Genomic DNA, 25,555 nt, shown 5'->3' with positions numbered 1-25,555 from the left:
GAAATCTTTTTCAGTCGGAGATTCATTCATGAAGCGCTAAAATATATTTCCTTTTCCAATTCCTTTATTGCATTCTCAAAATCCTTCCCTTTTCCAAATGCCCTTACCAATTCCACAGGGGATCCCAATTGATTGATAGGTTGTATTTTAAGGATTGAACCTTGTTCAATGGTCGTGATTCCTTCTTTTTCATATTTGTCTAAGAGCGCATTGAGTACCGCCTGTGCTTTTTCACTGTATTTGGCAAAGTAATTCCGTTTGCGCACTTGGTCGGCACGTTCTTTTCTGGTGAGTGCCGGTTGGTCAAAAGCAATATGACAGATCAGATCAAAATCATCCATTTCTTTACCCACTTCCTCTCGAAGAGCTTCCAATAAAATCCCTTGCTCCGCCAATTCTGCCAAAAGGACTTCTTTTTTATCAGCCTTGGTCCATCGCAGAATAAATGAATCCAGTGAACCGAAATTCTGATCTATATTTTTTCGGGTATAATCTTTCAAAGATTCCGTGATCAACCTGCCATCAGCTCCAAAGTATTGGATTCGTTGATTGATGACTTTGACTTCTACATCATTGACATAGTATTTTTTGGGCTCGAGATCAGGATCGGGTTCATGAATCAGGATATCATTTTGAGGAGTTTCATATTCAGGGGGATCAGATTCCCTGACCTGATTGTCATTTTCATCATCTCCCATTTCTGGATAAGTCGGAGGTACTGGAGATTCATCCAGTTCAGGTTCGTAGATCTGAACAGGTTCCCCATCAAAATCCGGATCCGCAAAGAGATTGGTGGCTTTTCGGAAATCCATAATAGTAAAATAAAGCTTTCCTTCGGCTTCCCGAATTCGCGTGCCTCTTCCTACAATCTGCTTGAATTCAGTCATCGAAGCAATGTTGGCTTCAAGTACAATCAGTTTGACCATTTTGGTGTCAATACCTGTAGTCAGCATTTTGGATGTGGTAGCAATGACGGGAAAGCGTTCTTCTACGTCTGTAAAGTTGTCTAACTCCCGTTTGCCTACTTCATCGTCACCGGTGATTTTGACAACATAGTAGGGGTGTTGGGAAACAAGATCTGCATTCGCATTGATCAGTGCCTGTCGCATTCGCTGGGCGTGTTCTATATCAATACAAAAGACAATTGTTTTGGCAAACCTATCGGTTGCTTTTAAAAACTCTGTGATTTTTTCAGCAATTAGCTGGGTTCGCTGGTCGATGACCATTTTGCGGTCATAATCTTTCAGGTTATAGATCCTGTCTTTGATTTCATTGCCAAATTTATCCAACATACCATAGGCAGGCCTCCAACCTTCGTCAAGATTGGTGGTGATTCTTACTACCTTGTAGGGAGCCAAAAAACCATCCATAATTCCCTGTTTGAGGGAATAAGTATAGACTGGTTCTCCATAATAGTCCATATTGGAGATGTCTTTGGTTTCCTTCGGAGTGGCAGTCATTCCGACTTGTGTGGCTCCCTGAAAATAGTCCAAAATTTCCCGCCAAGCTGAGGCTTCAGAGGCAGAACCTCGGTGACACTCATCCACTACAATCAAATCAAAAAAGTCCCTGCTGAATTCCTTGTAGGCATTTTTTTCCTCTTCATTGCTTGTCAACCCTTGGTACAGTGCAAAGTAGATTTGGTAAGATTTGTCAATTTTGCGGTTTTTGATGATATGCATGATATCATTTCCAAAAGGGGAGAAGTCTCCATTTTTCGTCTGGGTGAGAAGTGCATTTCTGTCTGCTAGAAAAAGAATCCGCTTTTTGATCCCTGTTTTCCAAAGTCTCCAGATCAGGTTAAAGGCAGTGTATGTTTTTCCTGTTCCTGTAGCCATGACCAACAGGATTCTATTTTGTCCTTTGGCGATGGCCTCAATCGTCCTATTCACTGCATTTGCCTGGTAATATCTCAGGTTCATGCCGGAGTCGTCAGTATAATAGTCTTGCGCTACAATTTCCCTCTCTTTTGGAGAGGTTATTTCTTTAAAATCAAGATACTTTTCCCAAAGAGTAATAGGAGAGGGGAACTCATCCATAGGAATTTCATTCTCCCTTATTTCATGATTGGTTTTGTCATGAAAGACAAATGAATCCCCATTTGAGGTAAAGACAAATGGAAGCTGAAGTATTTCGGAATATTCCAGGGCTTGTTGCATTCCGGATCCCACGCCTTTATTATTATCCTTCGCCTCTATGATGGCAATGGGAATGTTATTTTTATAGTAAAGGATGTAGTCGGCACGCTTTCTTTTTCCTCGGGTGTGGAGAGAGCCTTGAACGATGATTCTACCATCAGTAAAAAACACTTCTTCGCGGACCTGCTTTTGAATATCCCAACCTGCTTTAATAAGTGCAGGAGTGATAAATTTGGTACATATGTCGCGTTCAGTAAAGCTTTTTTTATGCATTGGGAAAAAAATAAATGAGTAAATGGATTCTTAAATATATTAGTTTGAAGTTGAAAAGAAAACTTAATTATTAAAATATGAAGAAAATCTGTTGTGGATTTATTAATAGATCAGTTTTTTATGATTCTTACTTCAGATTTGGAAAGTTCAACCACTAGATTCCTGACTGCCTCTTCAGGATAAGCTTGTTCTTGCAAATGCTTTGAGCGGTAGTAATACTAATTGCTTTTGGCTTTATTTTCGAATTCTATATAGAATGTGTTCAAAAAAGTTGAACCAAGAATTAACAAGCAATTAATCTATTTTACCCAAAAACAGATTTCAGATATGAATACTTTCAAAAAACTCTCGGCCCTAGGCCTGCTGCTGCTTTTTTCCCTATCCATTTCAGCACAGCAAATCCAGGGAACAAAGTTGATTGTGAGGGGAGATGACATGGGTTCGTCTCGATCGGCCAACCTGGCGAGTATTGAAACTTATGAAAATGGCATTGAGACTTCCATAGAGCTGATGGTTGTCACTCCATGGTTTCCGGAAGCTGCCCAAATGCTCAGAAAACATACCGGAATCGATGTGGGGCTTCATCTTGTCATCACCAGCGAATGGGACAATATCAAATGGAGACCGTTGACAAATTGTCCAAGTCTGGTGGACGATAACGGTTATTTTTTCCCGATGATGGGGCCAAACAAGAACTATCCAGGCTTGGCAATTACTGAAAACAAATGGAATCTGGAAGAAATTGAACGGGAATTCAGGGCACAGATTGATTTTGCTCTCAAGGAAGTTCCCCAAATCAGCCACCTTTCCGGACATATGGGTTCGACAGGTTTTGATCCCAAAGTAGTGGAAATGGTGAACCGATTGTCTGTGGAATATGACCTGCCGGTGATGGGAAGGTCAGTAATGCAAGGTTTGGGGATTTCGGGAGTTTCTTATGATGGGGCAAAAACAACCTCAGCAGAAAAAGAAGCCGCATTTCTCCGCATGCTGGACAAACTTGAGCCCGGCAAGAGTTATATGTTTGTGGACCATCCTGCCTACGACAATATTGAAATGCAAGGCGTGGGACATATTGGCTACGAAGAAGTTGGCGTGGACCGTCAGGGTGTAACTGATACATGGACAAGCGAAAAGGTCAAGAAAGCCATTTCCGAAAAGGGGATTGAACTTGTCAATTTTCCCTCATTGGTTAAAGCATTACCCAGAAGTACAGCAGAAGCAGAAAAAGTCAATCCAAAAAATATTGCCAATTACCTCGAAGCAGTAAAAGCAAGCGGACAGGATCTCCATAGTTTGATGATTGTTCGGCATGGCAAGGTTGTCGCGGAATATTGGTTTGGGGAGAATGCTTCCAACAAACCACATGTCCTTCATTCTGTAAGCAAAACTTTCACTTCAACGGCAATTGGTTTTGCTGTTCAAGAAGGAAAGCTGAAAGTCAGCGACAAAGTCATTTCATTTTTTCCTGAAAAACTCCCTGCCGAGGTAAGTGAAAATCTAAAAAATATGGAAATCAGGCATTTGCTGACGATGACTGCCGGACATGATACAGATCCTACCCGTGCTATCCGTGCCGATAAAGATAATGATTGGGTGACTGCTTTTTTGGCAACACCTGTAGAACATAAACCGGGAACCCAATATGTTTACAACAGTGTGGCGACGTACATGCTTTCGGCAATTTTGCAGCAGGTAACCGGAGAACGTGTTATAGATTATTTGCAACCAAGATTGTTCAGGCCGCTTGGAATAGTTGCTGCAAGGTGGGAGGAGAGTCCGCAGGGAATACCTGTCGGTGGTTGGGGACTTCATCTGAAAACTGAAGATCTGGCCAAGTTGGGACAGTTTTATCTCCAAAAAGGTAAATGGAACGGCAAACAGTTGCTTTCAGAAGCTTGGATAGAAGAGGCAAGTACTGCCCAAGTTGCTTCGCTACCTGCAGGAGTCAAAAGAGAAAACCTCAAAGTAAAGGCCAAAGACAGTGATTGGCTTCAGAGATATGGGTACCAATTATGGAGAAGCCGCCACAATTCCTACCGCGCAGATGGGGCCAATGGTCAATTCGTATTGGTTCTACCAGAAAAAGATGCTGTCATTGTCGCAACAGCAAACATTCAGGATATGCAGGGTGAAATTAATCTGATCTGGAAATATTTGTTGCCGGCTTTGAAGTAGGTAAATATTCTAAATATTTAAGATTTTCGATAACATTCAGAAGGGGAATGAAATTTTGGGTATTCGTCATCCTGAGGGAGGTACGACTGAAGGATCTCACAAAATTTAGGTGAGACTCTTCGCTTCACTCAGAGTGACGACCCTACTTCCCAAACCTCTTTAAAGCCAATTCACAGACAGTACCGCCAATCGATAAAGAACTCGTCGCAGCAGGAGAGGGGGCATTTAGGACATTGATCGCAAATTCATTTTCCCTGATACTGAAATCATCCAATAATCCACCTGTACGGTCGCAGGCTTGGGCACGCACACCGGCGCCACCATCGACTAGGTCAGATTCATTGATATCGGGAATCAGTTCCTGCAATGCCTTTGTGAAAGCGGCTTTGGAAAAAGAACGGTAAATTTCGCCCATTCCGGTCTTCCAGTATTTTGCCGCCACTTTTTGGAATCCCGGCCAAGACAAGGTTTCTGCAAGCTCTGAGAAGTTGATGTCAGTTCGCTTATATCCTTCCCTTTTGAATGCCAATACAGCATTTGGTCCGGCCTCGACACCACCTTTCATCATCCTTGTAAAGTGAACCCCTAAAAATGGGAAATTTGGGTCCGGAACAGGATAGATCAGGTTTTTGACCAGGTATTCCCTTTCTTTTTTGATTTTGTAATATTCTCCTCGGAATGGAATGATCTTGACATCAATCTCTTCTTCTTGATTCATTTGGGCCACTTTGTCGGAATAAAGTCCTGCGCAATTGATGACTAATTTACAGGAGAATTCATGATAGGCTGTCCTAACATAAGAGACACCATTTAAAGTCTTGATTTGATCCACTTTATGTTCCAAAAAAATCTCCCCACCCACAGATTCAAATTTTGCGGCATAAGCCATTGCAACCACTTTGTAATCAACAATTCCAGTTTGGGGCACATGGATGGCAGCCACTCCGGCACAGTAGGGTTCGTATGCCTTTAACTCATCCAAGGTAATGGACCTTGTCCCGGTAAGTCCGTTTTGAAGACCGCGCTCCAATAATCCGTTAAGAATCGGTATCTGCTCTTGTTTGGTAGCGACAACGACTTTTCCGGTCAGCTCAAAAGGAACATTTTCCTCTTCACAAAATTTGATCAGTTCATGGTAGCCGTTGATGCAGTTGATGGCTTTGAGTGATCCCGGTTTGTAATAAAGACCCGAATGGATCACTCCGCTATTATTGCCGGTCTGATGTTTGGCTACTTCGGATTCTTTTTCCAGAATGGCGATTTTCAGATCAGGTTTTTGTTGTTTGATTTTCAAACCTGTTGCCAAACCGACAATTCCTCCGCCTATGATGATGATATCGTATGTCATTTTCTATAATATTGCAGACAAATATAAGGATGCGATTTATTTTTGAACAGGATAATTTTGTAACAAGAAAGCTGGACAAATTCATATCCATTACAAAAAAAGAACGCTAATTAGAACTTTTCGACGATAACTGCGTGTTTTGAGCCGTACCTATAAACCATTATGAAAAGAGTATTTTTATTCGTGATTGTATTTTTTGGATTTTTGACATTGACGTTTTCACAGTCCATTATTAAAGGAAAAGTAACTGACTTTGAAACGGGAGATCCTATACCTTTTGCGAGTGTAATTTTGAAAGGAACTCAGGTCGGAATTACCACAGATTTTGAGGGCAATTATGTCATTACTACTTCCATCAAGGCGGACAGTATTCAGGTGAGTTATGTTGGCTTTGTTTCACAGACTAAGCCGATTGTATATTCCCAATCTATAGTCATCAATTTTCAATTGCTTCCTTCCACATTTAACCTTTCAGAATTTGTCTTCGAATCGGGGGAAAACCCGGCATTTGCCATCATCAGAAAAGCCGTGGAATCCAAAGAAAAATTTGATAAAAGAAATTTAACGGCTTACGAATCAGATAACTATACCAAAATAGAACTGGATCTGGATGAGGTGGAAGGGGCTTTTCAGGAAAGAAATCAGGTCAAAAAAGTGATCGCTGTCATGGACAGCATCAAGCAGCTGACCAATGATGAAGGTAAAAAAATCCTTCCTGTTTTCTTTTCAGAAACCTACTCTAAATTCTATTTCCGGACAGATCCGCTTTTGAAAAAAGAGATTATTGAAAATTCGAAACTGAGCGGCGTCGGGATTACAGACGGAACTACTGTTTCGCAGATCACGGGCTCGGCATTTCAAGAGTATAATTTTTACAGGAATTGGCTCACGATCGTGGAAAAGGAATTTGTCTCCCCGATAGCTGACGGTTGGAAGTCATTCTATGATTATGACCTGATGGATTCCGTGATGGTCGGAGAGGACTTTTGCTACATGTTAAAGGTATATCCGCTCCGGGAACAGGATTTGGCATTCACCGGCACCATTTGGATCAAAAAGGAAGATTATGCACTCAAGCAGGTCGATCTGACCATTCCCAAATCTGCTAACCTTAACTTCATTGAAAGAATCAAAATCCAACAGGAGTTAGTCGCGACCGACGCAGGTCCATTGCTTCCTTCCAAGACAAGGGTATTGATCAAGATATCCAAGATCACGGACAATACGGTTGGATTGCTGGCCAAATTTTATAATTCAGGCGCCAATTTCACAGTGAACAATCCATTGCCTCCAAGTTTTTATTTTCAAGCCATTCAGCTGAAAGAAGATTTTGACAAGGGAACAGAGGAATTTTGGCAGAAAGTGAGGCCCGAACCGCTCTCAGATCAAGAAATCGTCTCCCGTCAGATGGTAGATACACTCAGCAGGATTCCAATCATCAGGTTTTATTCTGAAGGACTCAAATTTTTGGGAACCGGTTTCTTGCCAGTCGGGAAAGTAGACTTGGGTCCCTGGACCGGACTTGTCAATTATAACAATATCGAAGGCTTAAGATTGGGTGCAGGATTGCGTACCAATCTCAAATTCAGCAACAAATACGTCCTGTCAGGATACTTTGCTTATGGCTTTGCAGATAATCAAGTGAAATATTTTATTTCAGGAACCAAAATTCTTGACCGAAAAAGATGGACGACCATTCAAGTCAATACCCAAAGGGAAATCGATCAGGTCGGATTGGAGATAGAAAACCTTTCGCTCAACAGCATTTTCCTTGCCGCCTCCAGATTTGGGACTTTAAATAAGGCCTACTACGCCAAGTATTATAGATTTATTACACAGCGTGAGGTTTTCAAAGGATTTAACCTGACTGCCGGATTTACGAGAAAAGAATTTGACCCGACTTTTGATTTCAATTATTTGGATGAATCGACCGGAACTTACCAAAGTAGATTTGACCTAGCCCAAATAAATCTGGGTTTGAGGTATGGAAGAGATGAGGTGAATATCACCAATGACAATTATAGGGTTTCTCTTGGGCCGGTCAAATGGCCGATTTTTGACTTTAGGTTTACCCAAGGACTCAATAGCCTCGGCGGAGATATCAAATATCAAAAATATGTCATGAGTATTTACCAAAAACTCAATCTTGGATTAGTCGGTGTTTCCCGATATGAACTCAGATCAGGTTTTGTCCGTGGCACAGTACCATATCCTTTACTTGAAAACCATATTGGTAACGAAACAATTTTCTATACCACTGTGGCATTTAACCTGATGAATTTCAATGAATTTGCAAGTGACCGGTTTGCAAGTTTGAGTTACAGACATTCTTTTGAGGGATTTGGATTGAATTGGATTCCGTTGATCAAGAAACTCAAATGGAGGGCAGTGGCCAATGCAAACGTACTTTGGGGAAGCGTAAGTGACAAGAATCTGACGAATTCCTCAGATCTGGACGAAGAGGGAAATCCGATTCCTGCTTTTGGAAGATTGGATCAGGATCTGCCTTACATTGAAGTGGGGTATGGCATTGAAAACATTTTCAAGTTTTTTAGGGTAGATTTTTTCCATAGATTAACCTATTTGGATAATCCGGGTGCAAATTCGTTTGGGGTTAAAGTAAGTGCGCAGATTATTCTGTAAAAAAGCCTGAACTAGAAATCGGAATTGAATAGGTTGAATTTCAAAAATAAATAGGAAAAATTTAAGTTTCCCGCAAAGGCACCAAGATGCAAAGAACCCTATTTTGAAATCCTAAGAATTCAATCCCTTGCGCTCTATGAGAAACATTAGAGGCCATTGCGATAAGAAATATCATTTTTTCTGACTTTGTTATTCTGATCCTAAAAAAAGCCAACAGCAATTCGCATATTTGCAATTCAAAAACACACCTGTTTGTAAAGGTGTGATGTTTCATCAAGTAAAAATTTTAAATGTCTAACCAACAGATCAACATTACACTTCCCGACGGTTCTGTCAGGGAGTATGAAAAAGGAGTTTCAGGGCTACAAATTGCACTTAGTATCAGCGAGGGTCTAGCCAGAAATGTACTTGCAGCAAAAGTAAACGGTGAGGTTTGGGATTCCAGCAGGCCCATTCACCAAGATTCCAAAGTCCAACTTTTGACTTGGAATGACACAGAAGGGAAAAACACTTTTTGGCACTCCTCCGCCCACCTTATGGCAGAAGCTTTGGAGGCGCTTTATCCCGGTACAAAATTCGGAATAGGTCCTCCTATCGAAAATGGATTCTACTACGATGTGGATTTTGGAGACAAATCTCTTGACGGCTCTGAGCTTGAAAAGATTGAAGCCAAAATGATGGAATTGGCCAAACTGAAAAGCGATTTTATCAGAAAGGAAGTTCCTAAGAAAGAAGCAATAGCCTATTTCACTGAAAAAAATGATCCCTACAAACTTGATTTGTTGGAAGGCCTTGAAGATGGTTCAATTACTTTCTACGAGCAGGGCAACTTCACAGACCTTTGCCGTGGTCCGCATATTCCAAACACGGGTTTTATCAAATCTGTAAAGCTTCTCAATATTGCAGGAGCTTATTGGAGAGGGGACGAAAAAAACAAAATGTTGACCCGTCTGTATGGCATCACTTTTCCAAAAGCCAAAGAACTTCAGGATTACCTTTTTATGCTTGAAGAAGCCAAAAAGCGTGACCACCGAAAGTTGGGGAGAGAATTGGAGTTGTTTACTTTCTCCGAAAAAGTCGGAATGGGATTACCGCTTTGGTTGCCAAAGGGAACACTGCTTCGTGAGCGGTTGGTAAACTTCATGAAGAAGGCCCAGGATAAATCAGGGTACCAACAAGTAGTTACACCGCATATTGGACATAAGGCACTTTATGAAACTTCCGGTCACTATGAGAAATACGGGAAGGATTCCTTTCAGCCAATCCATACCCCGAATGAGGGAGAGGAGTTTTTGTTGAAGCCAATGAATTGCCCGCATCACTGCGAAATTTACAAGCACAAGCCTAGGTCATATAAGGATCTTCCGATCAGGTATGCAGAGTTTGGAACCGTTTATCGATACGAACAAAGCGGGGAATTGCATGGATTGACCAGAGTTCGTGGATTTACCCAAGATGATGCGCATATTTTCTGCAGGCCTGATCAGGTCAAGGAGGAATTCATTAAAGTCATTGACTTGGTTTTATATGTATTCAAAGCCTTGGGATTTGATGATTATACAGCGCAGATTTCCTTGAGAGATCCTGAAAAGAGGGAAAAATATATCGGAACAGACGAAGCTTGGGAAAAAGCAGAATCTGCTATTGTAGAAGCAGCCGCTGAGAAAGGATTGGAAACTGTCACAGAACTGGGTGAAGCAGCCTTCTATGGACCGAAACTTGATTTTATGGTCAAAGATGCTTTGGGAAGAAAATGGCAGCTTGGAACCATTCAGGTTGACTATAACCTTCCGGAAAGATTCCAATTGGAATACATCGGTTCAGACAATCAAAAACACAGACCTGTCATGATTCACAGGGCACCATTTGGTTCCTTGGAAAGATTTGTGGCGGTATTGATCGAGCATTGTGCCGGAAATTTCCCGCTTTGGCTTTCTCCTGAGCAGATTACAATTTTGCCGATTTCGGAAAAATTCATTGAATATGCAGAGGAAATAAAAGGAATCCTTGAGGATGAGGATATCATCGGAATGATTGACAACCGGGATGAAAAAATCGGAAGGAAAATTCGGGATGCAGAAGTTAAGAAAATCCCTTTCATGCTTATCGTGGGAGAGAAAGAGCAACAGGAAGGTAAAATTTCTGTCAGGAAGCACGGAGAAGGAGATCTTGGAAGTCTTTCCCCTGCTGAATTTGTATCCTATTTCAAAAGAATAATAGGAGAGTCCCTAAAAAATTAAATTAATCGGTAATAATGAAGCAGATTTTTTAAATCTCAAATTAATTCCGATATTTGCACGCAATTTCATTAAATAACCATAAGAATTTGAAAGGAAAACCACCGTTCAGACAGAGACAAGAAGAACCTTATAAGGTTAACGACAGGATCAGAGCAAGAGAAGTCAGGGTCGTAGGAGACTACGTAGAAGGCGGAAACGCTGTTTTGACACTCGCTCAGGCCTTGAAAGTAGCCGAAGAGAATGAACTTGATCTCGTAGAAATTTCTCCAAATGCCACTCCACCTGTATGTAAGGTGATTGACTATGCGAAATTTAAATACGAACAGAAAAAGAAGCAGAAGGAGATCAAAGCCAATGCTGCTAAGACTGTTCTCAAAGAAATCCGATTCGGACCTAATACAGATGACCATGATTTCAATTTTAAATTGAAACATGCGATCAACTTCTTAAAGGAGGGGGCAAAAGTAAAAGCTTATGTCCATTTCGTGGGAAGGTCAATCGTATTTAAGGAAAGAGGAGAGATGCTGTTATTGAAATTTGCACAAGAGCTGGAGGAGTATGCTCAGGTAGAGCAACTTCCAAAACTGGAAGGGAAGCGTATGTTTCTATTCTTGGCTCCGAAGTCATCAAAGAAATAATTTCAACAAACAAACACAGTTATGCCTAAAGTAAAAACAAAATCAGGTGCAAAAAAGAGGTTTACCTTAACGGGAACCGGAAAAATCAAAAGGAAGCATGCTTACAAAAGCCACATTCTGACAAAAAAATCAACCAAAAGGAAGAGAAATCTTACTAAAATGGGAATGGTTCACGAGTCAGATGAAGGAAGAGTAAAAGCAATGTTGAGAATCGGTTGATCCGATCTCTAGTTTCAATTGAAAATTAGGTTTATTTATTCACCAGGCGCTTAGGTCTACAAGATCAACTGACAAAAAGGTTGGCACCAAGGGTCAAAAAATCAAAAAATTATGCCAAGATCAGTAAACGCGGTTGCTTCCAGAGCACGTAGAAAAAAAGTCCTAAAAGCAACTAGAGGCTACTTCGGAAGAGGTAAAAACGTTTGGACAGTAGCCAAAAACAAGTACGAAAAAGGACTTCAGTACGCTTACAGAGACAGAAAAGCAAAGAAAAGAGAATTCAGAGCTTTATGGATCCAGCGTATCAATGCAGGTGCCAGACAATTTGGCATTTCCTACTCCCAATTTATGGGTTTGTTGAAAAAAGCCGATATCGAATTGAACAGAAAAGTTCTTGCAGATTTGGCCATGAACCATCCCGAGGCATTCAAAGCTGTTGTTGAAAAAGTTAAATAAGAACGCACTTTCTTATTTAAATATAAAAAGCCCCTTTTTGGGGCTTTTTTTTATACCTATTTCTTAAATAATTGAGGTCTAATTGGGATTTTTTCCTATATTACAATTGTGCAAAATATAGTAAAACCATTTTATAAAAACTTGCATAAAAGGTTTTGAGAGATGGCTTTTATAGCAAAAAAGCCTCTCAAAAGAGAAGCTTTGTGAAGCGAGGAGGGGATCCCGATAGCTATCGGGAGAACCCAATTTGACACTCAGGATATGAATCCTCTGAAAGTTGTAATAAAATGGATGAAATAAAAAAAGCTTCTCAGTAGGAGAAGCTTTGTGTAGCGAGGAGGGGAGTTGAACCCCTGACCTCAGGGTTATGAATCCTGCGCTCTAACCAACTGAGCTACCTCGCCAAATCGGATTGCAAATATGAGGTCTTAAGTCTTGAATTGCAAACAAAATGCTCCAAAAAAAGTGACTTTTTGTTAACTAAAATAAAGTAATAATGGTAAAAAATAAATTTGTTGCTGATTATCAAATCAATACTTCCAGGAAAATATTATTCCCCTATTTAAGTACGGCAAGTGGTTTGGCCGAATGGTTTGCGGATGATGTAAATATCAATGAAGATAAAACATACAAATTTCATTTTGATGGCGAGGACCATCATGCAAGAATCACGGCATTAAGAACAAACATCCATGTGAAGTTCGAATTTTTTGATCCAAACGACCAAGAAGAAAAGGACCATTCATTTATTGAATTTAAAGTGGATGAAAATGAATTGACACAAACCATATTTCTGAAGGTCATTGATTACAGTGATTCCTATGACGATGATGAATTGGAATCAATTTGGGAAAGTCTTATCCACACACTTAAAGAAATTATTGGTGGTTAAATGACTGCATTTTCTTTTCTTTTGAAAATATTTCCAACCTTTGCCGTTACAATCCTTTGTAAAGGTTTTCATAATTAATGAAGAAAATAGATAAATTGATTTTGGGGTCTTTTATAGGCCCCTTCTTTTTGACTTTTGTTGTGGTGGATTTTATTCTACTCACTGTCAACATGCTCAAATATTTCGACGAAATCTTTGGTAAAGGTTTGAGCTTTTGGATTTACATGGAGCTGTTTTCCTATTTTGTAATCAGTATTTCCCCAATGGCATTACCATTGGCAGTGTTGCTTTCCGCATTGATGACCTTTGGAAATCTGGGAGAGCATTTTGAATTGACAGCTTTGAAAAGTGCCGGTATTTCTTTGATCAGGGCCTTAATGCCAATCGGGGTTTTTGTTTTGTTTCTGACCATTGCCGCCTTTCTCTCCAATAATTATCTGGTTCCAAAAGTAAATCTCAAGACATTTGGACTTCTATATGATATCAGGATGAAGTCGCCTGCACTTGATATCAAAGAAGGTGTTTTTTACAATGGAATTCCGAATTACAGTATCAAAGTCAACCGCAAGCTGGATGAGATAAGGTTGAATGATATCATTATTTACAACCATGCTGATGGACAGGGAAATATCAATGTGATATTGGCAGATTCTGGTAGGATGGAGCCATTTTTCAACAACAACTACATGAAGTTGACCTTGTATAATGGGGTGAGTTATAAAGAATCAAGGTCTCAAAGGGGAATTTCAGAAAAACCTGCCGATCTCAGCAGAACAATTTTTTCAGAAAATCAGATAGTTTTTGACCTTGCCTCGTTTCAGTTGAACCGAACCCCTGAGGATTTATGGTCCACTAACCGATCAATAAAAAACATTGCCCAACTCAAACTCGGGCTTGATTCCATGAATTCTGAAATCAACCAGATTATCTACTACAATTACCTCAATACAGAATCTTCCTTTCCTTATTTTACAAGGGATAGGAAATTATCTCCTCCTTCTGATATTGTAAGGAGAAAGGAAAGAGATGATTCCGTTAAGATTGCAAAAGCTGCCTTGCAAAAAAATGCGGAAAATAACGCTTTATCAGTTTCCCAATCTGTGGATTCATTAAACTTAATGGCTTTTCAAAAAGGCCCGGATTCCATTAATACCTTAGATAGGGAGTTGATTTTTCAAAAAGATTCTATTCCTGATTTGACCGGCAAAGATCCTGTTGTTAATAAAAAGGTCACCGTTGCGTCCAATGACTCCTCAATTAAAGTTGCTAAGAATATTCCAAATCGTAAAATCAACAGAAAGGTATTAAAAATGAATAGACCAACTGCTGCTGTTGATACTTTGAATTCCAAATCCAAAATAGACAGTATCGTTTCCCCTGGAGACTTATTGGACGTTAAAACGACCCAACAAAAGGAAGCAGTATTTACTGAAGCAAAAAAAGCAGCACTGGATTCTATAATTAAAAATGGAGATTACAATTCAAAAGCTGCAACTGTTGGAATGAATAATGCGCGAACTATAAAAAATAATTTTAGCACAAAATTGACACAGATTGATGCATTGGAGAGGGAATTCCGTCGGTTTGAAATCGCTTGGTATCAAAAATATACCACGGCTTTTGCGTGTATAGTCATGTTCATGATTGGAGCCCCATTAGGTGCTATCATAAAAAAAGGAGGCTTGGGAATGCCTGTTTTGATGTCTATTATTTTTTTCATATTATTCTACATGTTGACAATAACAGGTGAAAAATGGGCGAAAGAAGGAATAGCCAGTACCGTATTTGGAACCTGGTTTTCAAATCTTGTTTTGCTGCCATTTGGGTTCTTCTTCCTAAGGCAAGCAAGAAAGGACGCGAGGTTGTTTGAACCGGATACATACACAGAGTTTTTTAAGAAGATAAAGGCCAAATTATTGGTAAAACAAGCTAAATCTCAGGCCTAATTTTTGAAATTCAATTATAACCTTTACCTTTGTACCTGTTTTAAAAATTAAAATAATTAACTAGGCATGTATTTAACATCAGAGAAAAAAGCGGAGTTGTTTAAAAATCATGGCAGGTTAAAAGCTGAAACCGATACAGGTTCCCCGGAATCACAAATCGCACTGTTCACCTTCAGAATTCAGCATTTGACTGACCATTTGAAAACAAACAAGAAGGATCACTCTTCAAGATTGGGTCTTTTGAAATTAGTAGGTAAAAGAAGAAGCCTTCTCAATTACCTTGTTAAAAATGATATCGAAAGATACAGAGCTATTATCACCGAATTAGGAATTAGAAAATAACTCGATTCATTGTAAGGTTCTCATGGGAGAACCTTACTTTTTTATTTACCCCTGATATTAAGCCTTACTTTTATAACTATTCTACACCTATTACTATTTACAAAATTGTATGTTACCAAACGTAATTTCTAAAACTATTGTCCTCGAGGATGGTAGGGAGATCATCATTGAAACAGGGGCATTGGCAAAACAAGCCGATGGTGCAGTAGTTGTCCGCATGGGAAAAGCCATGTTGTTGGCCACTGTTGTTTCTAAAAAAGAAGTGGGAGAAGGAGTTGATTTTCTTCCTATGTCTGTGGATTACCAAGAAAAATTTGCAGCGTCGGGAAAAATTCCCGGAGGATTTTTGAAAAGGGAAGGAAGGCTTTCCGACTATGAAATATTGATCAGCCGCATTGTTGACAGGGCTATCAGACCTATTTTCCCTGATGATTACCATGCTGACACCCAAATTGGCATTACTTTGATGTCTGCTGACTCTGAGGTTCTTCCGGATTGTTTGGCGGGACTTGCAGCTTCAGCAGCTTTGGCAGTATCGGACATTCCTTTCAACGGACCGATTTCTGAAGTAAGGGTTGGGAAAATCAATGGAAAATTGATGATCAATCCAACACCGGCACAGTTGGAGACGGCTTCGTTGGAGTTTATCGTGGCTGGTTCCGAAGAGTATATTTTGATGGTAGAAGGCGAAGCCAATGAAATATCCGAAGATGAAATGGTGGAAGCGCTCCAGTTTGCACATGAAGAAATAAAGAAACACTGCAAAATTCAGAAAGAATTGACCATTGCAGTTGGAAAAGAAAAGAAGAGAGAATATAACCATGAAAAATCAGATACTGCATTGTATGAAAAAATGCATGCTGATTTGTATGGTAAGTGTTATGAGGTAGTGGCAAAGTTGATTGCCAATAAATCTGAAAGATATGACCTAATCAAAGCAGTTAAAGAAGAATTCGTTGCTTCTTTGGGCGCGGAACATGGTTTTGAGGCAAGTTTGATAAGTCCATATTTCTCAAAAATCCATAAAGAAGCTGCCAGAAACTTGACTTTGAATGAGAAAAAGAGATTGGATGGTAGGAAACTGGATGAGATCAGGCCTATTTGGTCTGTGATTGACTATTTGCCTTCGGCCCATGGCTCTGCGGTGTTTACAAGAGGTGAAACACAATCCATTACTACCTGTACCCTAGGTACCAAGATGGATGAGCAAATGATCGACGGAGCAATGATTTCAGGATATAACAAATTCTATCTTCATTACAACTTTCCGGGATTCTCTACAGGTGAAGTAAAACCAAACAGAGGAGTTGGTAGAAGAGAAGTAGGCCATGGCAACCTTGCCATGAGAGCTTTGAAAAAAGTCCTTCCTTCAGGTGATGAGAATCCATATACAATCCGAATTGTTTCTGATATCTTGGAATCAAACGGATCTTCTTCCATGGCTACTGTTTGCGCAGGTTCTTTGGCCTTAATGGATGCAGGAATTCAGATCAAAGCTCCGGTAACAGGAATAGCGATGGGAATGATATCCGATGCCAAGACAGGCAAGTATTCCATTCTTTCTGATATTTTGGGAGATGAAGATCACCTTGGCGATATGGATTTCAAGGTTACTGGTACCGAAAAAGGAATCACAGCCTGTCAAATGGACCTAAAAGTGGAAGGTCTTGATTATAGTGTTTTGAAGGAAGCTTTGTATCAAGCAAAAGAAGGCAGACTTCATATCATGAATGAAATCAAAAAGACCATTTCAGCACCTAAGCCAGACCTCAAGCCTCATACACCTAGGTCATTTATGATGAGTATACCTAAGGAGCTTATCGGAGCAGTGATCGGACCTGGTGGAAAAGTCATTCAGGAAATCCAAAAAGATACCGGTGCGACTATTATCATTGAAGAAAAAGATAATATGGGAAAAATCAATATTTTCTCAAACAATCAGGAATCAATGAACGCTGCTATTTCCAGAATAAGGGCTATCGTGGCACAACCGGAAATAGGAGAGACCTATACCGGCAAAGTGAAAAACATCATGCCATTTGGTGCTTTTGTGGAATTCATGCCTGGTAAAGATGGTTTGCTTCACATTTCCGAAATCAAGTGGGAAAGACTTGAAAATATGGAAGGGGTTCTCGAACCGGGTGAAGAAATAATGGTTAAACTGATCGATGTTGATAAAAAAACAGGAAAGTTTAAGCTTTCTAGAAAAGTATTATTGCCAAAACCGGAAAAATCTGATAAAAACGACTAAGTTCAATAGAGTATTTATTATTTTGAACTTTGTTTATTTGGATTCCTGTTATTAATTGAATCTTAACTGAAAATTTATTCTTGAATGAGGCAGCTAAAAATTAGCAAACAGATTACCAACAGGGAAAGTCAGTCCCTTGATAAATATCTACAGGAGATTGGAAAAGTAGATCTATTGACAGCCGATGAGGAAGTGGTTCTTGCCAAAAGAATCAGAGAAGGCGATCAATTGGCATTAGAAAAACTTACAAAAGCCAACCTCCGATTTGTTGTTTCTGTAGCCAAACAATATCAAAACCAAGGACTTTCGTTGGGAGATTTGATCAATGAGGGAAACCTTGGTTTGATCAAAGCAGCCCAAAGATTTGATGAAACCAGAGGTTTTAAGTTTATTTCTTATGCTGTATGGTGGATCAGACAATCGATTCTCCAGGCATTGGCAGAACAATCCAGAATTGTAAGACTTCCTTTGAACAGGGTTGGATCTTTGAACAAAATCAGCAAGACTTTCAGCGAGCTTGAGCAAAAATTTGAAAGAGAACCATCTCCTGAAGAATTGGCTGAAGTGCTTGAAGTGACAGCTGCAGAAGTAGTGGATACCATGAAAATTTCAGGAAGACACGTATCTATGGATGCTCCTTTTGTTCAGGGTGAAGAAAACAGTTTGTTGGATGTTCTTGAAAATGATGGTGATGAAAAGCCGGATGATGGCCTGATGACTGATTCTCTGAGAAAAGAAGTCCAAAGAGCACTATCTACCCTTACCCAAAGGGAAGCTGATGTAATCACACTTTATTTTGGTTTGAATGGCGAACACGCCATGACTTTGGAAGAAATAGGGGAGAAATTCAACTTGACAAGAGAAAGAGTAAGACAGATTAAAGAGAAGGCAATCAGAAGGTTAAGACATACTTCAAGAAGTAAAACTTTAAAACCATATCTTGGATAATTCCATTCTAAGATTTTCAATAATAATTAAAGGGGATTTATCCCCTTTTTTTGTTTAATTACCAATTGAAGACCATTTTGAAAATAAACTCCCTGAACCTCACTTCATATACCCCAATTAGGGAATTTTAACACCCATTAACTTTGTTGTGAAAGGTATTTTAACAAAATTTGCCAACTTCTAAAAATTCAATCAAATGACTTCCGAAATTGAAAAAATCAAGGTCTTGATAATAGGTTCGGGACCGGCAGGCTATACCGCTGCAATATATGCCTCGAGAGCAGGACTGAATCCAGTGCTCTATACAGGCGGCCAACCTGGAGGTCAGCTTACCATTACAACTGATGTCGAAAATTATCCCGGCTATCCTGAAGGTATTCAAGGACCTGAGATGATGGAGGATTTTAGAAAACAAGCCGAAAGATTTGGAACCTCAGTCAGATATGGGGTAGTGACTTCAGTAGATTTTGATTCATTTCCTCGAAAAGTAATCGTGGATGGCCAACATGAAGTTCACGCGGAAACTGTTATTATTTCCACAGGGGCATCAGCCAAATGGCTTGGAATCGAAAGTGAAACCCGGCTTAATGGAAGGGGAGTATCTGCCTGTGCAGTTTGTGATGGATTTTTCTTTAGAGGTCAGGATGTGGCTATTGTGGGTGCCGGTGATACAGCCTGTGAAGAAGCCTCTTACCTAGCAAATATTTGCAGCAAAGTTTACATGATCGTCAGAAAAGGCGAAATGAGGGCTTCGCAAATAATGCAAAGAAGGGTCTTAAACAATCCTAAAATTGAAGTCCTTTGGAATACCGAAACGGAAGAAATCCTTGGTGAAGACGAAGTAAAAGGGGTAAGGGTATTTAATAATGTCACTAAAGAATCAAAAGAACTGACAGTAACCGGTTTCTTTGTTGCTATTGGCCACCAACCCAACACTGATATTTTCAAAAACATCATTGATATGGACGGAAATGGTTACATTAAAACCATTCCTGGTAGCACAAGAACAAATGTGGAAGGTGTTTTTGCCTGTGGTGATGCCCAAGACCATGTGTATAGACAAGCAGTCACGGCGGCAGGTACAGGTTGTATGGCAGCTTTGGATGCAGAAAGATTTCTCGCTGCAAAAGAATCTGCGTAATTTGAAAAAATGAAAATAAAAGGTCTCTGGATATTGCTTTTTGTATTTTTGGGCTTGGGATCTATTCATTCCCATGCCCAAAATTTTCCAAAGATCATTAAGAAAAAATCTGCAGAAAAACCCAAATCCAATCCTTTGGCAAGGGATTTAAGACTTTTTGATCCTGATAAATACCTTCAAGATATCACCAAATCTACAGATTCTTTGCTGTTCAAAGATTATGTAGAATTAAAAAAGCGTCTGAGCATTGTTGCCGAAGATACAATTTCCATGGACTGGGCCCCTACAAATCAATTGGTTCAGGTTTCAGAACAGGTTCTTATTGACAGTATTTGGGTGACTGCCTTCGAGTATTATTCCTCTTGGGACAGTAAGAAAATCAATATTTATGATTTCAATCCAAAGGAATTTAAGGACACGGTTCAGATAAAGTTATTCGATCCATTTTTTGGAACAGATTGGAAGATGCCATTGGATGAAACCCATATTACTTCCGAGTTTGGGTTTAGGAGATACAGGTGGCACCACGGAACAGACCTCAAACTGAATGTTGGCGATCCTGTTTACAGTTCATTTGATGGAATCGTGAGGATCCGTTCATATGACAGAACAGGTTATGGTTATTACGTTGTGGTAAGGCATAAAAACGGTTTGGAAACATTGTATGGCCACTTATCAAAATTCCGGGTTGAAATAGGACAAGAAGTCAAAGCAGGTGAATTGATAGGTTTGGGAGGCAATACAGGAAGAAGCACCGGACCGCATCTGCATTTCGAAATCAGATATCAAGGTCTCTCCATTAATCCCACTGAAGTTTTTGATTTTAACCTTGGGATTATCAAAGGACAATACTATGATGTTACCTCTTCTAGCTTTGACCATGTGGTCAAAACCCAAGAGGCTGTATACCACAAAGTCAGAAGTGGGGAAACATTAAGTGCCATTGCAAGGAGATATGGAGTTAGAGTCAGCACCTTGACAAGACTGAATGGAATTTCCACGAATACAATTCTCAAGGTTGGAAGAAGGCTGAGAGTGAAATAGTGAAAAGGTGATTATCTTTCTCAAAATCCAAAATTTATGAAATTAGACATCTTAGTCATCGCTGCACATCCCGATGATGCTGAATTGGCCTGTTCCGGGACGATTGCGTCGCAAATTGCGAAAGGCTATAAAGTCGGTATACTCGACCTGACCAAAGGTGAGATGGGAACAAGGGGTACGCCTGAAATCAGGATGCAGGAATCTGAGGAATCTTCAAGAATTCTGGGCATTTCGGTGCGCGAGAATATCGGATTCAAAGACATATTTTTCAAAGATGATGACCCCCACAGGCTTGAAATAATTAAAATTATCAGAAAGTACCAACCGGAAATTGTGTTGGCAAATGCCGTCTCTGACAGGCATCCTGACCATGGAAAAGGAGGAGCAGTGGCTTCTAATGCGTGTTTTATGAGTGGATTAAGAAAAATTGAGACAACTTTAGATGGAATTGTCCAAGATCCATGGAGACCAAAATACGTTTACCATTACATTCAAAACAATTATATAAAACCTGATTTTGTGGTTGACATTACGGATTTTTGGGAGACCAAGATTGAAAGTATAAAAGCCTTCAAGTCGCAATTTTACGACCCAAACAACAAAGAGCCTGCAAGTTTTATTTCTTCAGCTGAATTTTTGGATTTCATTGAAGCAAGGGCAAGGGAATTCGGCCACAGCATCATGGTCAAATATGGTGAAGGGTTTACTGTGGAAAGGAATTTGGGAATCACGGATTTGTTTGACTTAAAATAAATCCATGTTCCTTCATTGATTTAAGGAGCAAGCCTTTCGATTTTCCACAAAGCTTCACCCTCTTTTTGATAATGAATCCTGTCATGAAGTCTGCTGGATCTACCTTGCCAAAACTCTACCTCTTCAGGCACTAACCGGTAGCCTCCCCAATGCTCAGGCCTCACAATTGATTTCTCATTTATTTCGCTTAACAATTTGGCTTCTTTTTCTTCCAAAAAAGTCCTGTCAGGAATTACTTCGCTTTGAGGAGAGGCCCAAGCACCAATTTGACTGGCAAATGGCCTCGAAAAGAAATATTCATCAGATTCTTCAGGAGTAATTTTTGAAACTTTTCCCATAAATCTCACCTGCCTTTCCAATACCGGCCAAAAAAACGTAATTGCTGCAAAGGGATTGGTCTCAAGTTCTTTTCCTTTGGCACTATTATAGTTAGTAAAAAAAACCAAACCGGTGTCCACATCTTTGAGAAGGACAATTCTTGAATTTGGTCTCCCATCCGCGCGGACTGTTGAAAGGTTCATGGCATTCCATTCATGAACTTTGGATTGGTGGGCTTCTTCGACCCATATCTTAAATTGATCAATGGGCGAAACATTTACATCTTTCTCATCGAGTGATTTTAATGTATAATCTATTCGGATATCTGCCAGTTTCATAAGAGATTTTAATTTTCTTCTAAAATTACCAGACTTATTGCATTTATAAAATTTAGATATAACTTAAGAAAATTATCAAACACTTTTTTTATGAGCCAAAGCTTCAAAAAAACGCCATTAGCAGGTCAATTGTTGATATCTGAACCTTTTTTGCAGGATGAAAATTTTGTACGATCTGTCATTCTTGTCTGTGAAAACAATGAAAAAGGCTCATTTGGGCTAGTCTTGAATAAGCTGTCGATTCTTAAAATCAGTGAATTGGTTGATGATTTGTTTTTTCTGGACCTTGATGTTTATGTCGGTGGTCCAGTGGAGCAAAACACCCTCCATTTTGTTTATTCAGGGGAGGAGTTACTCTCAGGAAGCATCAAGCTTGGGGAAGGCTTGTGGTGGGGCGGAGATTTTGAAACCCTGATCCAAAAACTCAAGAACGGGGAGTTGAACAAGGGAAATATCAGGTTTTTTATAGGGTATTCAGGATGGACAGAAGGCCAACTTGATGAAGAACTGGAAGAGAAAACATGGATCGTCTGTGAAAAAATTGAACCTCAAAATATTTTCAATGATTCTCCTGTGGAATTATGGAGAAATATTTTAAAAACCATGGGAGGAGAATTTCAGCTGTTGGCAAATTATCCCATTGATCCGAGGCTAAATTGATCCAATTTTATTACTTTTGTTCTAGACGTCCTGCAAAAAAGTATCAGTTTTATTATGAGCAATGAAAAAGAAGTGTCTGAAGAAGACAAGGTGACCCAAACCAATGAAGTAATTCAGGAAGTTGAGGGTAGTGAAATTACAAATGAAAAAATGCCTGAACCTGAAGCGGTGGAGCATGAACATGAAGAAGAAGTTGCGGAATCAGTAGATTACTCAAATTTCTCCAAAAACCAGCTTCTTACTTCTTTAAAGCAACTTTTAGAATCAGGTAAATACCTGAAAGTAGATGGTCAGGTGAATGAAATTAAATCCCATTTCGACGAGATATTTCATAAAGAAAAAGAAGCTGCATTGGAGGAATTCACAAAAAACGGTGGTTCCACTGATGATTTTGAATATAGGCCTTCCGAAGAGGACAGGTCATTGTTTGCAGCCTTCAACGAATTCAGAGAGAGAAAAACAGAATTTCTGAAAGAGCAGGAAAAAAACAAAGAAAAAAACCTGATAGCCAAAAACGCAATTCTCGATAGACTCAGAGAACTTGTAGATGGTGAAGAAACCACCCACAGCATCAATACCATCAAGCATATCCAAGATGATTGGAAGAAAATCGGTCCTGTACCGGCTGCCCAAAACAGAAATTTATGGGCTTCTTTCAATGCGCTGATGGACAGATTCTATGACAACAGAAGTATCTATTTTGAGTTAAAGGAACTTGACAGAAAGAAAAACCTGGAACAAAAAATGGATATTTGTGAAAAAGCAGAAGCTTTGGTAGCATTGACCGATTTGAAGGATGCCATCAAAATTTTGAATGAACTTCATGAAGAATTCAAGCATATTGGTCCGGTCCCAAGAGATGAGCAAGAAACTCTTTGGAACAGATTCAAGGCTGCATCTGATGCGGTCTATTCCCGTAGGAAGGAATTTTACGACGGACAAAAAGAAAGTTTAAAAGAAAACCTTCAAAAGAAAGAAGTACTGATTAAGAAACTTGAAGCTGACGCCGATTATAAAGGATCCAAAATCAAAGACTGGAACAGCAAAACAAAAGAAATTTTGGGGCTCCAAAAAGAATGGGAATCCATTGGACCTGTGCCTAGAGAAAATGGAAAAGAAATCAACAAGCAATTCTGGGGCTTATTCAAACATTTCTTCCAAAATAAAAACCATTTTTTCAAAGAGCTGGATGAAATCCGTCAGTTGAACAAGAAAAAAGCAGAAGAACTCATTGAAAAAGCCGAATCGCTAAAAGAAAATAAAGATTGGCAACAAACAGCCAACCAAATGATTTCTTTGCAACAGGACTGGAAACAAATAGGGCCGACTCCGGAGAAAGTCAGAGATGATTTGTATCAAAGGTTTAAAAATGCCTGTGATTCGTTTTTTGAAAATAGAAGGAATTCCAACAAACAGGTAAACAAGGAGTTTGAACAAAACCTCCAAGCCAAAGAAGAACTTATTAAAAAAATAAAAGAAGAGGCAGGAGGCGGTTCTACCAAGGAAAGTTCTTTAGAGGAATACATTGCCAAGTTTAATTCCTTGGGTTTTGTCCCCCGAAAGAACATGAAGGAGATCGTCCACAAATTCAATGAGGCAGTGGATGAATATGTCAAAAACCTAGGTTTTGCAGGCGGTGCAAAGGATGACTTCTTATTCAGATTGAATTTGAACAAGCTTCAATCAGATCCAAACAGCAACCGTGTTCTAAATAAAAAAGAACATGGTATCAGAAAACAGATCGCTGACCTTGAAAACAACGTGACACTTTGGAGAAACAATATTGAATTTTTTGCTTCATCAAAGACTGCTGATAAGCTCAAAAACCAATTTGATGAGAAAATCCAAAAGGCAGAAAGCGAAATCGATAAGCTGAAGAAAAAATTAACTATTCTAAAAGAATTTTAATACACTCATAAATAAGGAGATAACTTTTGTCTCCTTATTTTTTTTAAAATTCCTTTTGCACGATTGCACGATACGTCTATATTTGCACCACGATTTGAGACAACGGTCTAAAATTGAAGAATATTAATTGAAAATGCTTCCTTATCCCGATAGCTATCGGGATGGTAGAGCAAATAAAAATGCCTCCTTAGCTCAGCTGGTAGAGCAACTGACTTGTAATCAGTAGGTCGCTGGTTCGATCCCGGCAGGGGGCTCAAAAGGCAACAGAGATGTTGCCTTTTTCTTTTTTATTGAATTTAGATTATATGGGAAATTTTTGTGTTTACATCCTAAATTCTAAAATTATTGACCAATATTACATCGGTTCAACAGAGAACTTGGAGGTTAGACTTGACCAGCACAGAAGACATGTTTTTCAACGTGCGTTTAGCAAAAGGGCAGAAGATTGGGAGATTTTTCATGTAATTGAATGCCAATCCATAATACAAGCATTGAAAATTGAAAAACATATCAAAAGCAATAGGTCAAGGAAGTATTTATTGGATTTGGTTACGTATCCACAAATTTCTAAAAAGCTGGTTGAAAAATACGGTGCGCTGTTAGACTTGTAATCAGTAGGTCGCTGTCCGCGATAGCCTTCGGGACGATCCCGGCAGGGGGCTCAAAAGGCAACAGAGATGTTGCCTTTTTTTTTGTTCAAATTCTTAATCCAAAAAAATAGAATTTCCTTTTCTCTGTAACTTTTGAGTTTGCGTTGGATAGACTTCAAGAAAATGCATTTCCCAAAAATCAAATCTCATTATCTACTTTTAGCTATCTTCTTTGGTTTTATCTTTATTGCATTTAGATGGTTTCTTTTAAACAAATCTTTTCTAATTTGT

The 25,555-nt window shown here is 39.4% G+C and carries 20 protein-coding genes and 2 tRNA genes; 18 read left to right on the top strand and 4 right to left on the bottom strand.

The features are described from left to right. Nucleotides 1-26 precede the first annotated feature (26 nt). The gene (hsdR, locus tag DQW11_RS01275) at nucleotides 27-2,411 is read right to left on the bottom strand and encodes an EcoAI/FtnUII family type I restriction enzme subunit R (RefSeq protein WP_113922173.1); all 2,385 of its coding nucleotides are present in this window, start codon (nucleotides 2,409-2,411) and stop codon (nucleotides 27-29) included. A 327-nt stretch (nucleotides 2,412-2,738) separates the two neighbouring features. Between hsdR and DQW11_RS01270 the strand changes: the two genes are divergently transcribed. Continuing rightward, nucleotides 2,739-4,589: a ChbG/HpnK family deacetylase gene (locus DQW11_RS01270; RefSeq protein ID WP_113923155.1), complete on the top strand. Its 1,851-nt coding sequence runs from the start codon at nucleotides 2,739-2,741 to the stop codon at nucleotides 4,587-4,589. A 142-nt stretch (nucleotides 4,590-4,731) separates the two neighbouring features. Here DQW11_RS01270 and lhgO read toward each other — a convergent pair whose 3' ends face one another. Next, the gene (gene lhgO / locus DQW11_RS01265) at nucleotides 4,732-5,937 is read right to left on the bottom strand and encodes an L-2-hydroxyglutarate oxidase (RefSeq protein WP_113922172.1); all 1,206 of its coding nucleotides are present in this window, start codon (nucleotides 5,935-5,937) and stop codon (nucleotides 4,732-4,734) included. Nucleotides 5,938-6,099: 162 nt separating this feature from the next. Here lhgO and DQW11_RS01260 point away from each other — a divergent pair, with 162 nt between their 5' ends. From DQW11_RS01260 to rplT, 5 genes are all read left to right on the top strand, one after another. Then, nucleotides 6,100-8,580: a DUF5686 and carboxypeptidase-like regulatory domain-containing protein gene (locus tag DQW11_RS01260; RefSeq protein ID WP_113922171.1), complete on the top strand. Its 2,481-nt coding sequence runs from the start codon at nucleotides 6,100-6,102 to the stop codon at nucleotides 8,578-8,580. A 290-nt stretch (nucleotides 8,581-8,870) separates the two neighbouring features. Further along, nucleotides 8,871-10,820 carry a threonine--tRNA ligase gene (thrS, locus tag DQW11_RS01250; protein ID WP_113922169.1) on the top strand — a complete coding sequence of 650 codons (1,950 nt, stop codon included), beginning with the start codon at nucleotides 8,871-8,873 and terminating at the stop codon, nucleotides 10,818-10,820. Nucleotides 10,821-10,906: 86 nt separating this feature from the next. Beyond that, nucleotides 10,907-11,458, top strand: coding sequence for a translation initiation factor IF-3 (gene infC / locus DQW11_RS01245; protein ID WP_113922168.1), 552 nt, complete (start codon nucleotides 10,907-10,909; stop codon nucleotides 11,456-11,458). A gap of 21 nt (nucleotides 11,459-11,479) precedes the next feature. Then, on the top strand, nucleotides 11,480-11,677 hold the full coding sequence (gene rpmI, locus DQW11_RS01240; RefSeq protein WP_113922167.1) for a 50S ribosomal protein L35: 198 nt from the start codon (nucleotides 11,480-11,482) through the stop codon (nucleotides 11,675-11,677). 111 nt (nucleotides 11,678-11,788) lie between these two features. Further along, complete coding sequence (gene rplT / locus DQW11_RS01235) at nucleotides 11,789-12,133, top strand: 50S ribosomal protein L20 (protein WP_113922166.1); 345 nt, start codon at nucleotides 11,789-11,791, stop codon at nucleotides 12,131-12,133. A gap of 330 nt (nucleotides 12,134-12,463) precedes the next feature. Here rplT and DQW11_RS01230 read toward each other — a convergent pair. Continuing rightward, nucleotides 12,464-12,537: transfer RNA gene (locus tag DQW11_RS01230), tRNA-Met, on the bottom strand. A 92-nt stretch (nucleotides 12,538-12,629) separates the two neighbouring features. Between DQW11_RS01230 and DQW11_RS01225 the strand changes: the two genes are divergently transcribed. The 8 genes from DQW11_RS01225 (at nucleotide 12,630) to bshB1 (ending at nucleotide 21,450) form a co-directional block, all read left to right on the top strand. Beyond that, complete coding sequence (locus DQW11_RS01225) at nucleotides 12,630-13,025, top strand: START-like domain-containing protein (protein WP_113922165.1); 396 nt, start codon at nucleotides 12,630-12,632, stop codon at nucleotides 13,023-13,025. A gap of 77 nt (nucleotides 13,026-13,102) precedes the next feature. Beyond that, nucleotides 13,103-14,971 carry an LptF/LptG family permease gene (locus DQW11_RS01220; protein ID WP_113922164.1) on the top strand — a complete coding sequence of 623 codons (1,869 nt, stop codon included), beginning with the start codon at nucleotides 13,103-13,105 and terminating at the stop codon, nucleotides 14,969-14,971. A gap of 66 nt (nucleotides 14,972-15,037) precedes the next feature. After that, nucleotides 15,038-15,313 (top strand): 30S ribosomal protein S15, encoded by a 276-nt coding sequence (gene rpsO, locus DQW11_RS01215; protein ID WP_113922163.1) that lies wholly within the window; start codon nucleotides 15,038-15,040, stop codon nucleotides 15,311-15,313. A 109-nt stretch (nucleotides 15,314-15,422) separates the two neighbouring features. Continuing rightward, the gene (pnp, locus tag DQW11_RS01210) at nucleotides 15,423-17,564 is read left to right on the top strand and encodes a polyribonucleotide nucleotidyltransferase (protein ID WP_113922162.1); all 2,142 of its coding nucleotides are present in this window, start codon (nucleotides 15,423-15,425) and stop codon (nucleotides 17,562-17,564) included. A gap of 84 nt (nucleotides 17,565-17,648) precedes the next feature. Next, nucleotides 17,649-18,512, top strand: coding sequence for a sigma-70 family RNA polymerase sigma factor (locus tag DQW11_RS01205; RefSeq protein ID WP_113922161.1), 864 nt, complete (start codon nucleotides 17,649-17,651; stop codon nucleotides 18,510-18,512). 196 nt (nucleotides 18,513-18,708) lie between these two features. Next, complete coding sequence (gene trxB, locus DQW11_RS01200; RefSeq protein WP_113922160.1) at nucleotides 18,709-19,653, top strand: thioredoxin-disulfide reductase; 945 nt, start codon at nucleotides 18,709-18,711, stop codon at nucleotides 19,651-19,653. A 9-nt stretch (nucleotides 19,654-19,662) separates the two neighbouring features. Then, nucleotides 19,663-20,697, top strand: a complete 1,035-nt coding sequence (locus DQW11_RS01195; protein WP_113922159.1) for a M23 family metallopeptidase — start codon at nucleotides 19,663-19,665, stop codon at nucleotides 20,695-20,697. A 36-nt stretch (nucleotides 20,698-20,733) separates the two neighbouring features. After that, complete coding sequence (bshB1, locus tag DQW11_RS01190) at nucleotides 20,734-21,450, top strand: bacillithiol biosynthesis deacetylase BshB1 (RefSeq protein ID WP_113922158.1); 717 nt, start codon at nucleotides 20,734-20,736, stop codon at nucleotides 21,448-21,450. A gap of 20 nt (nucleotides 21,451-21,470) precedes the next feature. On the opposite strand, the gene pdxH is transcribed toward bshB1, so the two are convergent. Then, nucleotides 21,471-22,106, bottom strand: a complete 636-nt coding sequence (gene pdxH, locus DQW11_RS01185) for a pyridoxamine 5'-phosphate oxidase (protein ID WP_113922157.1) — start codon at nucleotides 22,104-22,106, stop codon at nucleotides 21,471-21,473. 90 nt (nucleotides 22,107-22,196) lie between these two features. On the opposite strand from pdxH, the gene DQW11_RS01180 reads away from it, so the two are divergent. From DQW11_RS01180 to DQW11_RS01165, 4 genes are all read left to right on the top strand, one after another. Beyond that, nucleotides 22,197-22,766: a YqgE/AlgH family protein gene (locus DQW11_RS01180; protein ID WP_113922156.1), complete on the top strand. Its 570-nt coding sequence runs from the start codon at nucleotides 22,197-22,199 to the stop codon at nucleotides 22,764-22,766. Nucleotides 22,767-22,820: 54 nt separating this feature from the next. Next, nucleotides 22,821-24,674, top strand: coding sequence for a DUF349 domain-containing protein (locus tag DQW11_RS01175; RefSeq protein ID WP_113922155.1), 1,854 nt, complete (start codon nucleotides 22,821-22,823; stop codon nucleotides 24,672-24,674). Between the two features lie 181 nt (nucleotides 24,675-24,855). Then, nucleotides 24,856-24,928: transfer RNA gene (locus tag DQW11_RS01170), tRNA-Thr, on the top strand. A 15-nt stretch (nucleotides 24,929-24,943) separates the two neighbouring features. Beyond that, nucleotides 24,944-25,285 carry a GIY-YIG nuclease family protein gene (locus DQW11_RS01165; protein WP_232826644.1) on the top strand — a complete coding sequence of 114 codons (342 nt, stop codon included), beginning with the start codon at nucleotides 24,944-24,946 and terminating at the stop codon, nucleotides 25,283-25,285. Nucleotides 25,286-25,555: the final 270 nt, after the last annotated feature.

This window comes from Cognataquiflexum aquatile, from assembly GCF_003316845.1.
In the GTDB taxonomy this organism is placed as follows: domain Bacteria; phylum Bacteroidota; class Bacteroidia; order Cytophagales; family Cyclobacteriaceae; genus Cognataquiflexum; species Cognataquiflexum aquatile.
This window is presented reverse-complemented; position numbering and strand designations above follow the sequence as displayed.

What these genes read in the sequence shown, in the direction of transcription:
- lhgO (WP_113922172.1), bottom strand. Translation starts at nt 5,937, where the DNA reads ATGACATACGATATCATCATCATAGGCGGAGGAATTGTCGGTTTGGCA.
- bshB1 (WP_113922158.1), top strand. Translation starts at nt 20,734, where the DNA reads ATGAAATTAGACATCTTAGTCATCGCTGCACATCCCGATGATGCTGAA.
- DQW11_RS01175 (WP_113922155.1), top strand. Translation starts at nt 22,821, where the DNA reads ATGAGCAATGAAAAAGAAGTGTCTGAAGAAGACAAGGTGACCCAAACC.
- pdxH (WP_113922157.1), bottom strand. Translation starts at nt 22,106, where the DNA reads ATGAAACTGGCAGATATCCGAATAGATTATACATTAAAATCACTCGAT.
- thrS (WP_113922169.1), top strand. Translation starts at nt 8,871, where the DNA reads ATGTCTAACCAACAGATCAACATTACACTTCCCGACGGTTCTGTCAGG.
- hsdR (WP_113922173.1), bottom strand. Translation starts at nt 2,411, where the DNA reads ATGCATAAAAAAAGCTTTACTGAACGCGACATATGTACCAAATTTATC.
- rplT (WP_113922166.1), top strand. Translation starts at nt 11,789, where the DNA reads ATGCCAAGATCAGTAAACGCGGTTGCTTCCAGAGCACGTAGAAAAAAA.
- DQW11_RS01270 (WP_113923155.1), top strand. Translation starts at nt 2,739, where the DNA reads ATGAATACTTTCAAAAAACTCTCGGCCCTAGGCCTGCTGCTGCTTTTT.
- rpsO (WP_113922163.1), top strand. Translation starts at nt 15,038, where the DNA reads ATGTATTTAACATCAGAGAAAAAAGCGGAGTTGTTTAAAAATCATGGC.
- DQW11_RS01180 (WP_113922156.1), top strand. Translation starts at nt 22,197, where the DNA reads ATGAGCCAAAGCTTCAAAAAAACGCCATTAGCAGGTCAATTGTTGATA.
- DQW11_RS01220 (WP_113922164.1), top strand. Translation starts at nt 13,103, where the DNA reads ATGAAGAAAATAGATAAATTGATTTTGGGGTCTTTTATAGGCCCCTTC.
- DQW11_RS01165 (WP_232826644.1), top strand. Translation starts at nt 24,944, where the DNA reads ATGTTGCCTTTTTCTTTTTTATTGAATTTAGATTATATGGGAAATTTT.
- pnp (WP_113922162.1), top strand. Translation starts at nt 15,423, where the DNA reads ATGTTACCAAACGTAATTTCTAAAACTATTGTCCTCGAGGATGGTAGG.
- DQW11_RS01225 (WP_113922165.1), top strand. Translation starts at nt 12,630, where the DNA reads ATGGTAAAAAATAAATTTGTTGCTGATTATCAAATCAATACTTCCAGG.
- DQW11_RS01195 (WP_113922159.1), top strand. Translation starts at nt 19,663, where the DNA reads ATGAAAATAAAAGGTCTCTGGATATTGCTTTTTGTATTTTTGGGCTTG.
- rpmI (WP_113922167.1), top strand. Translation starts at nt 11,480, where the DNA reads ATGCCTAAAGTAAAAACAAAATCAGGTGCAAAAAAGAGGTTTACCTTA.
- trxB (WP_113922160.1), top strand. Translation starts at nt 18,709, where the DNA reads ATGACTTCCGAAATTGAAAAAATCAAGGTCTTGATAATAGGTTCGGGA.
- DQW11_RS01205 (WP_113922161.1), top strand. Translation starts at nt 17,649, where the DNA reads ATGAGGCAGCTAAAAATTAGCAAACAGATTACCAACAGGGAAAGTCAG.
- DQW11_RS01260 (WP_113922171.1), top strand. Translation starts at nt 6,100, where the DNA reads ATGAAAAGAGTATTTTTATTCGTGATTGTATTTTTTGGATTTTTGACA.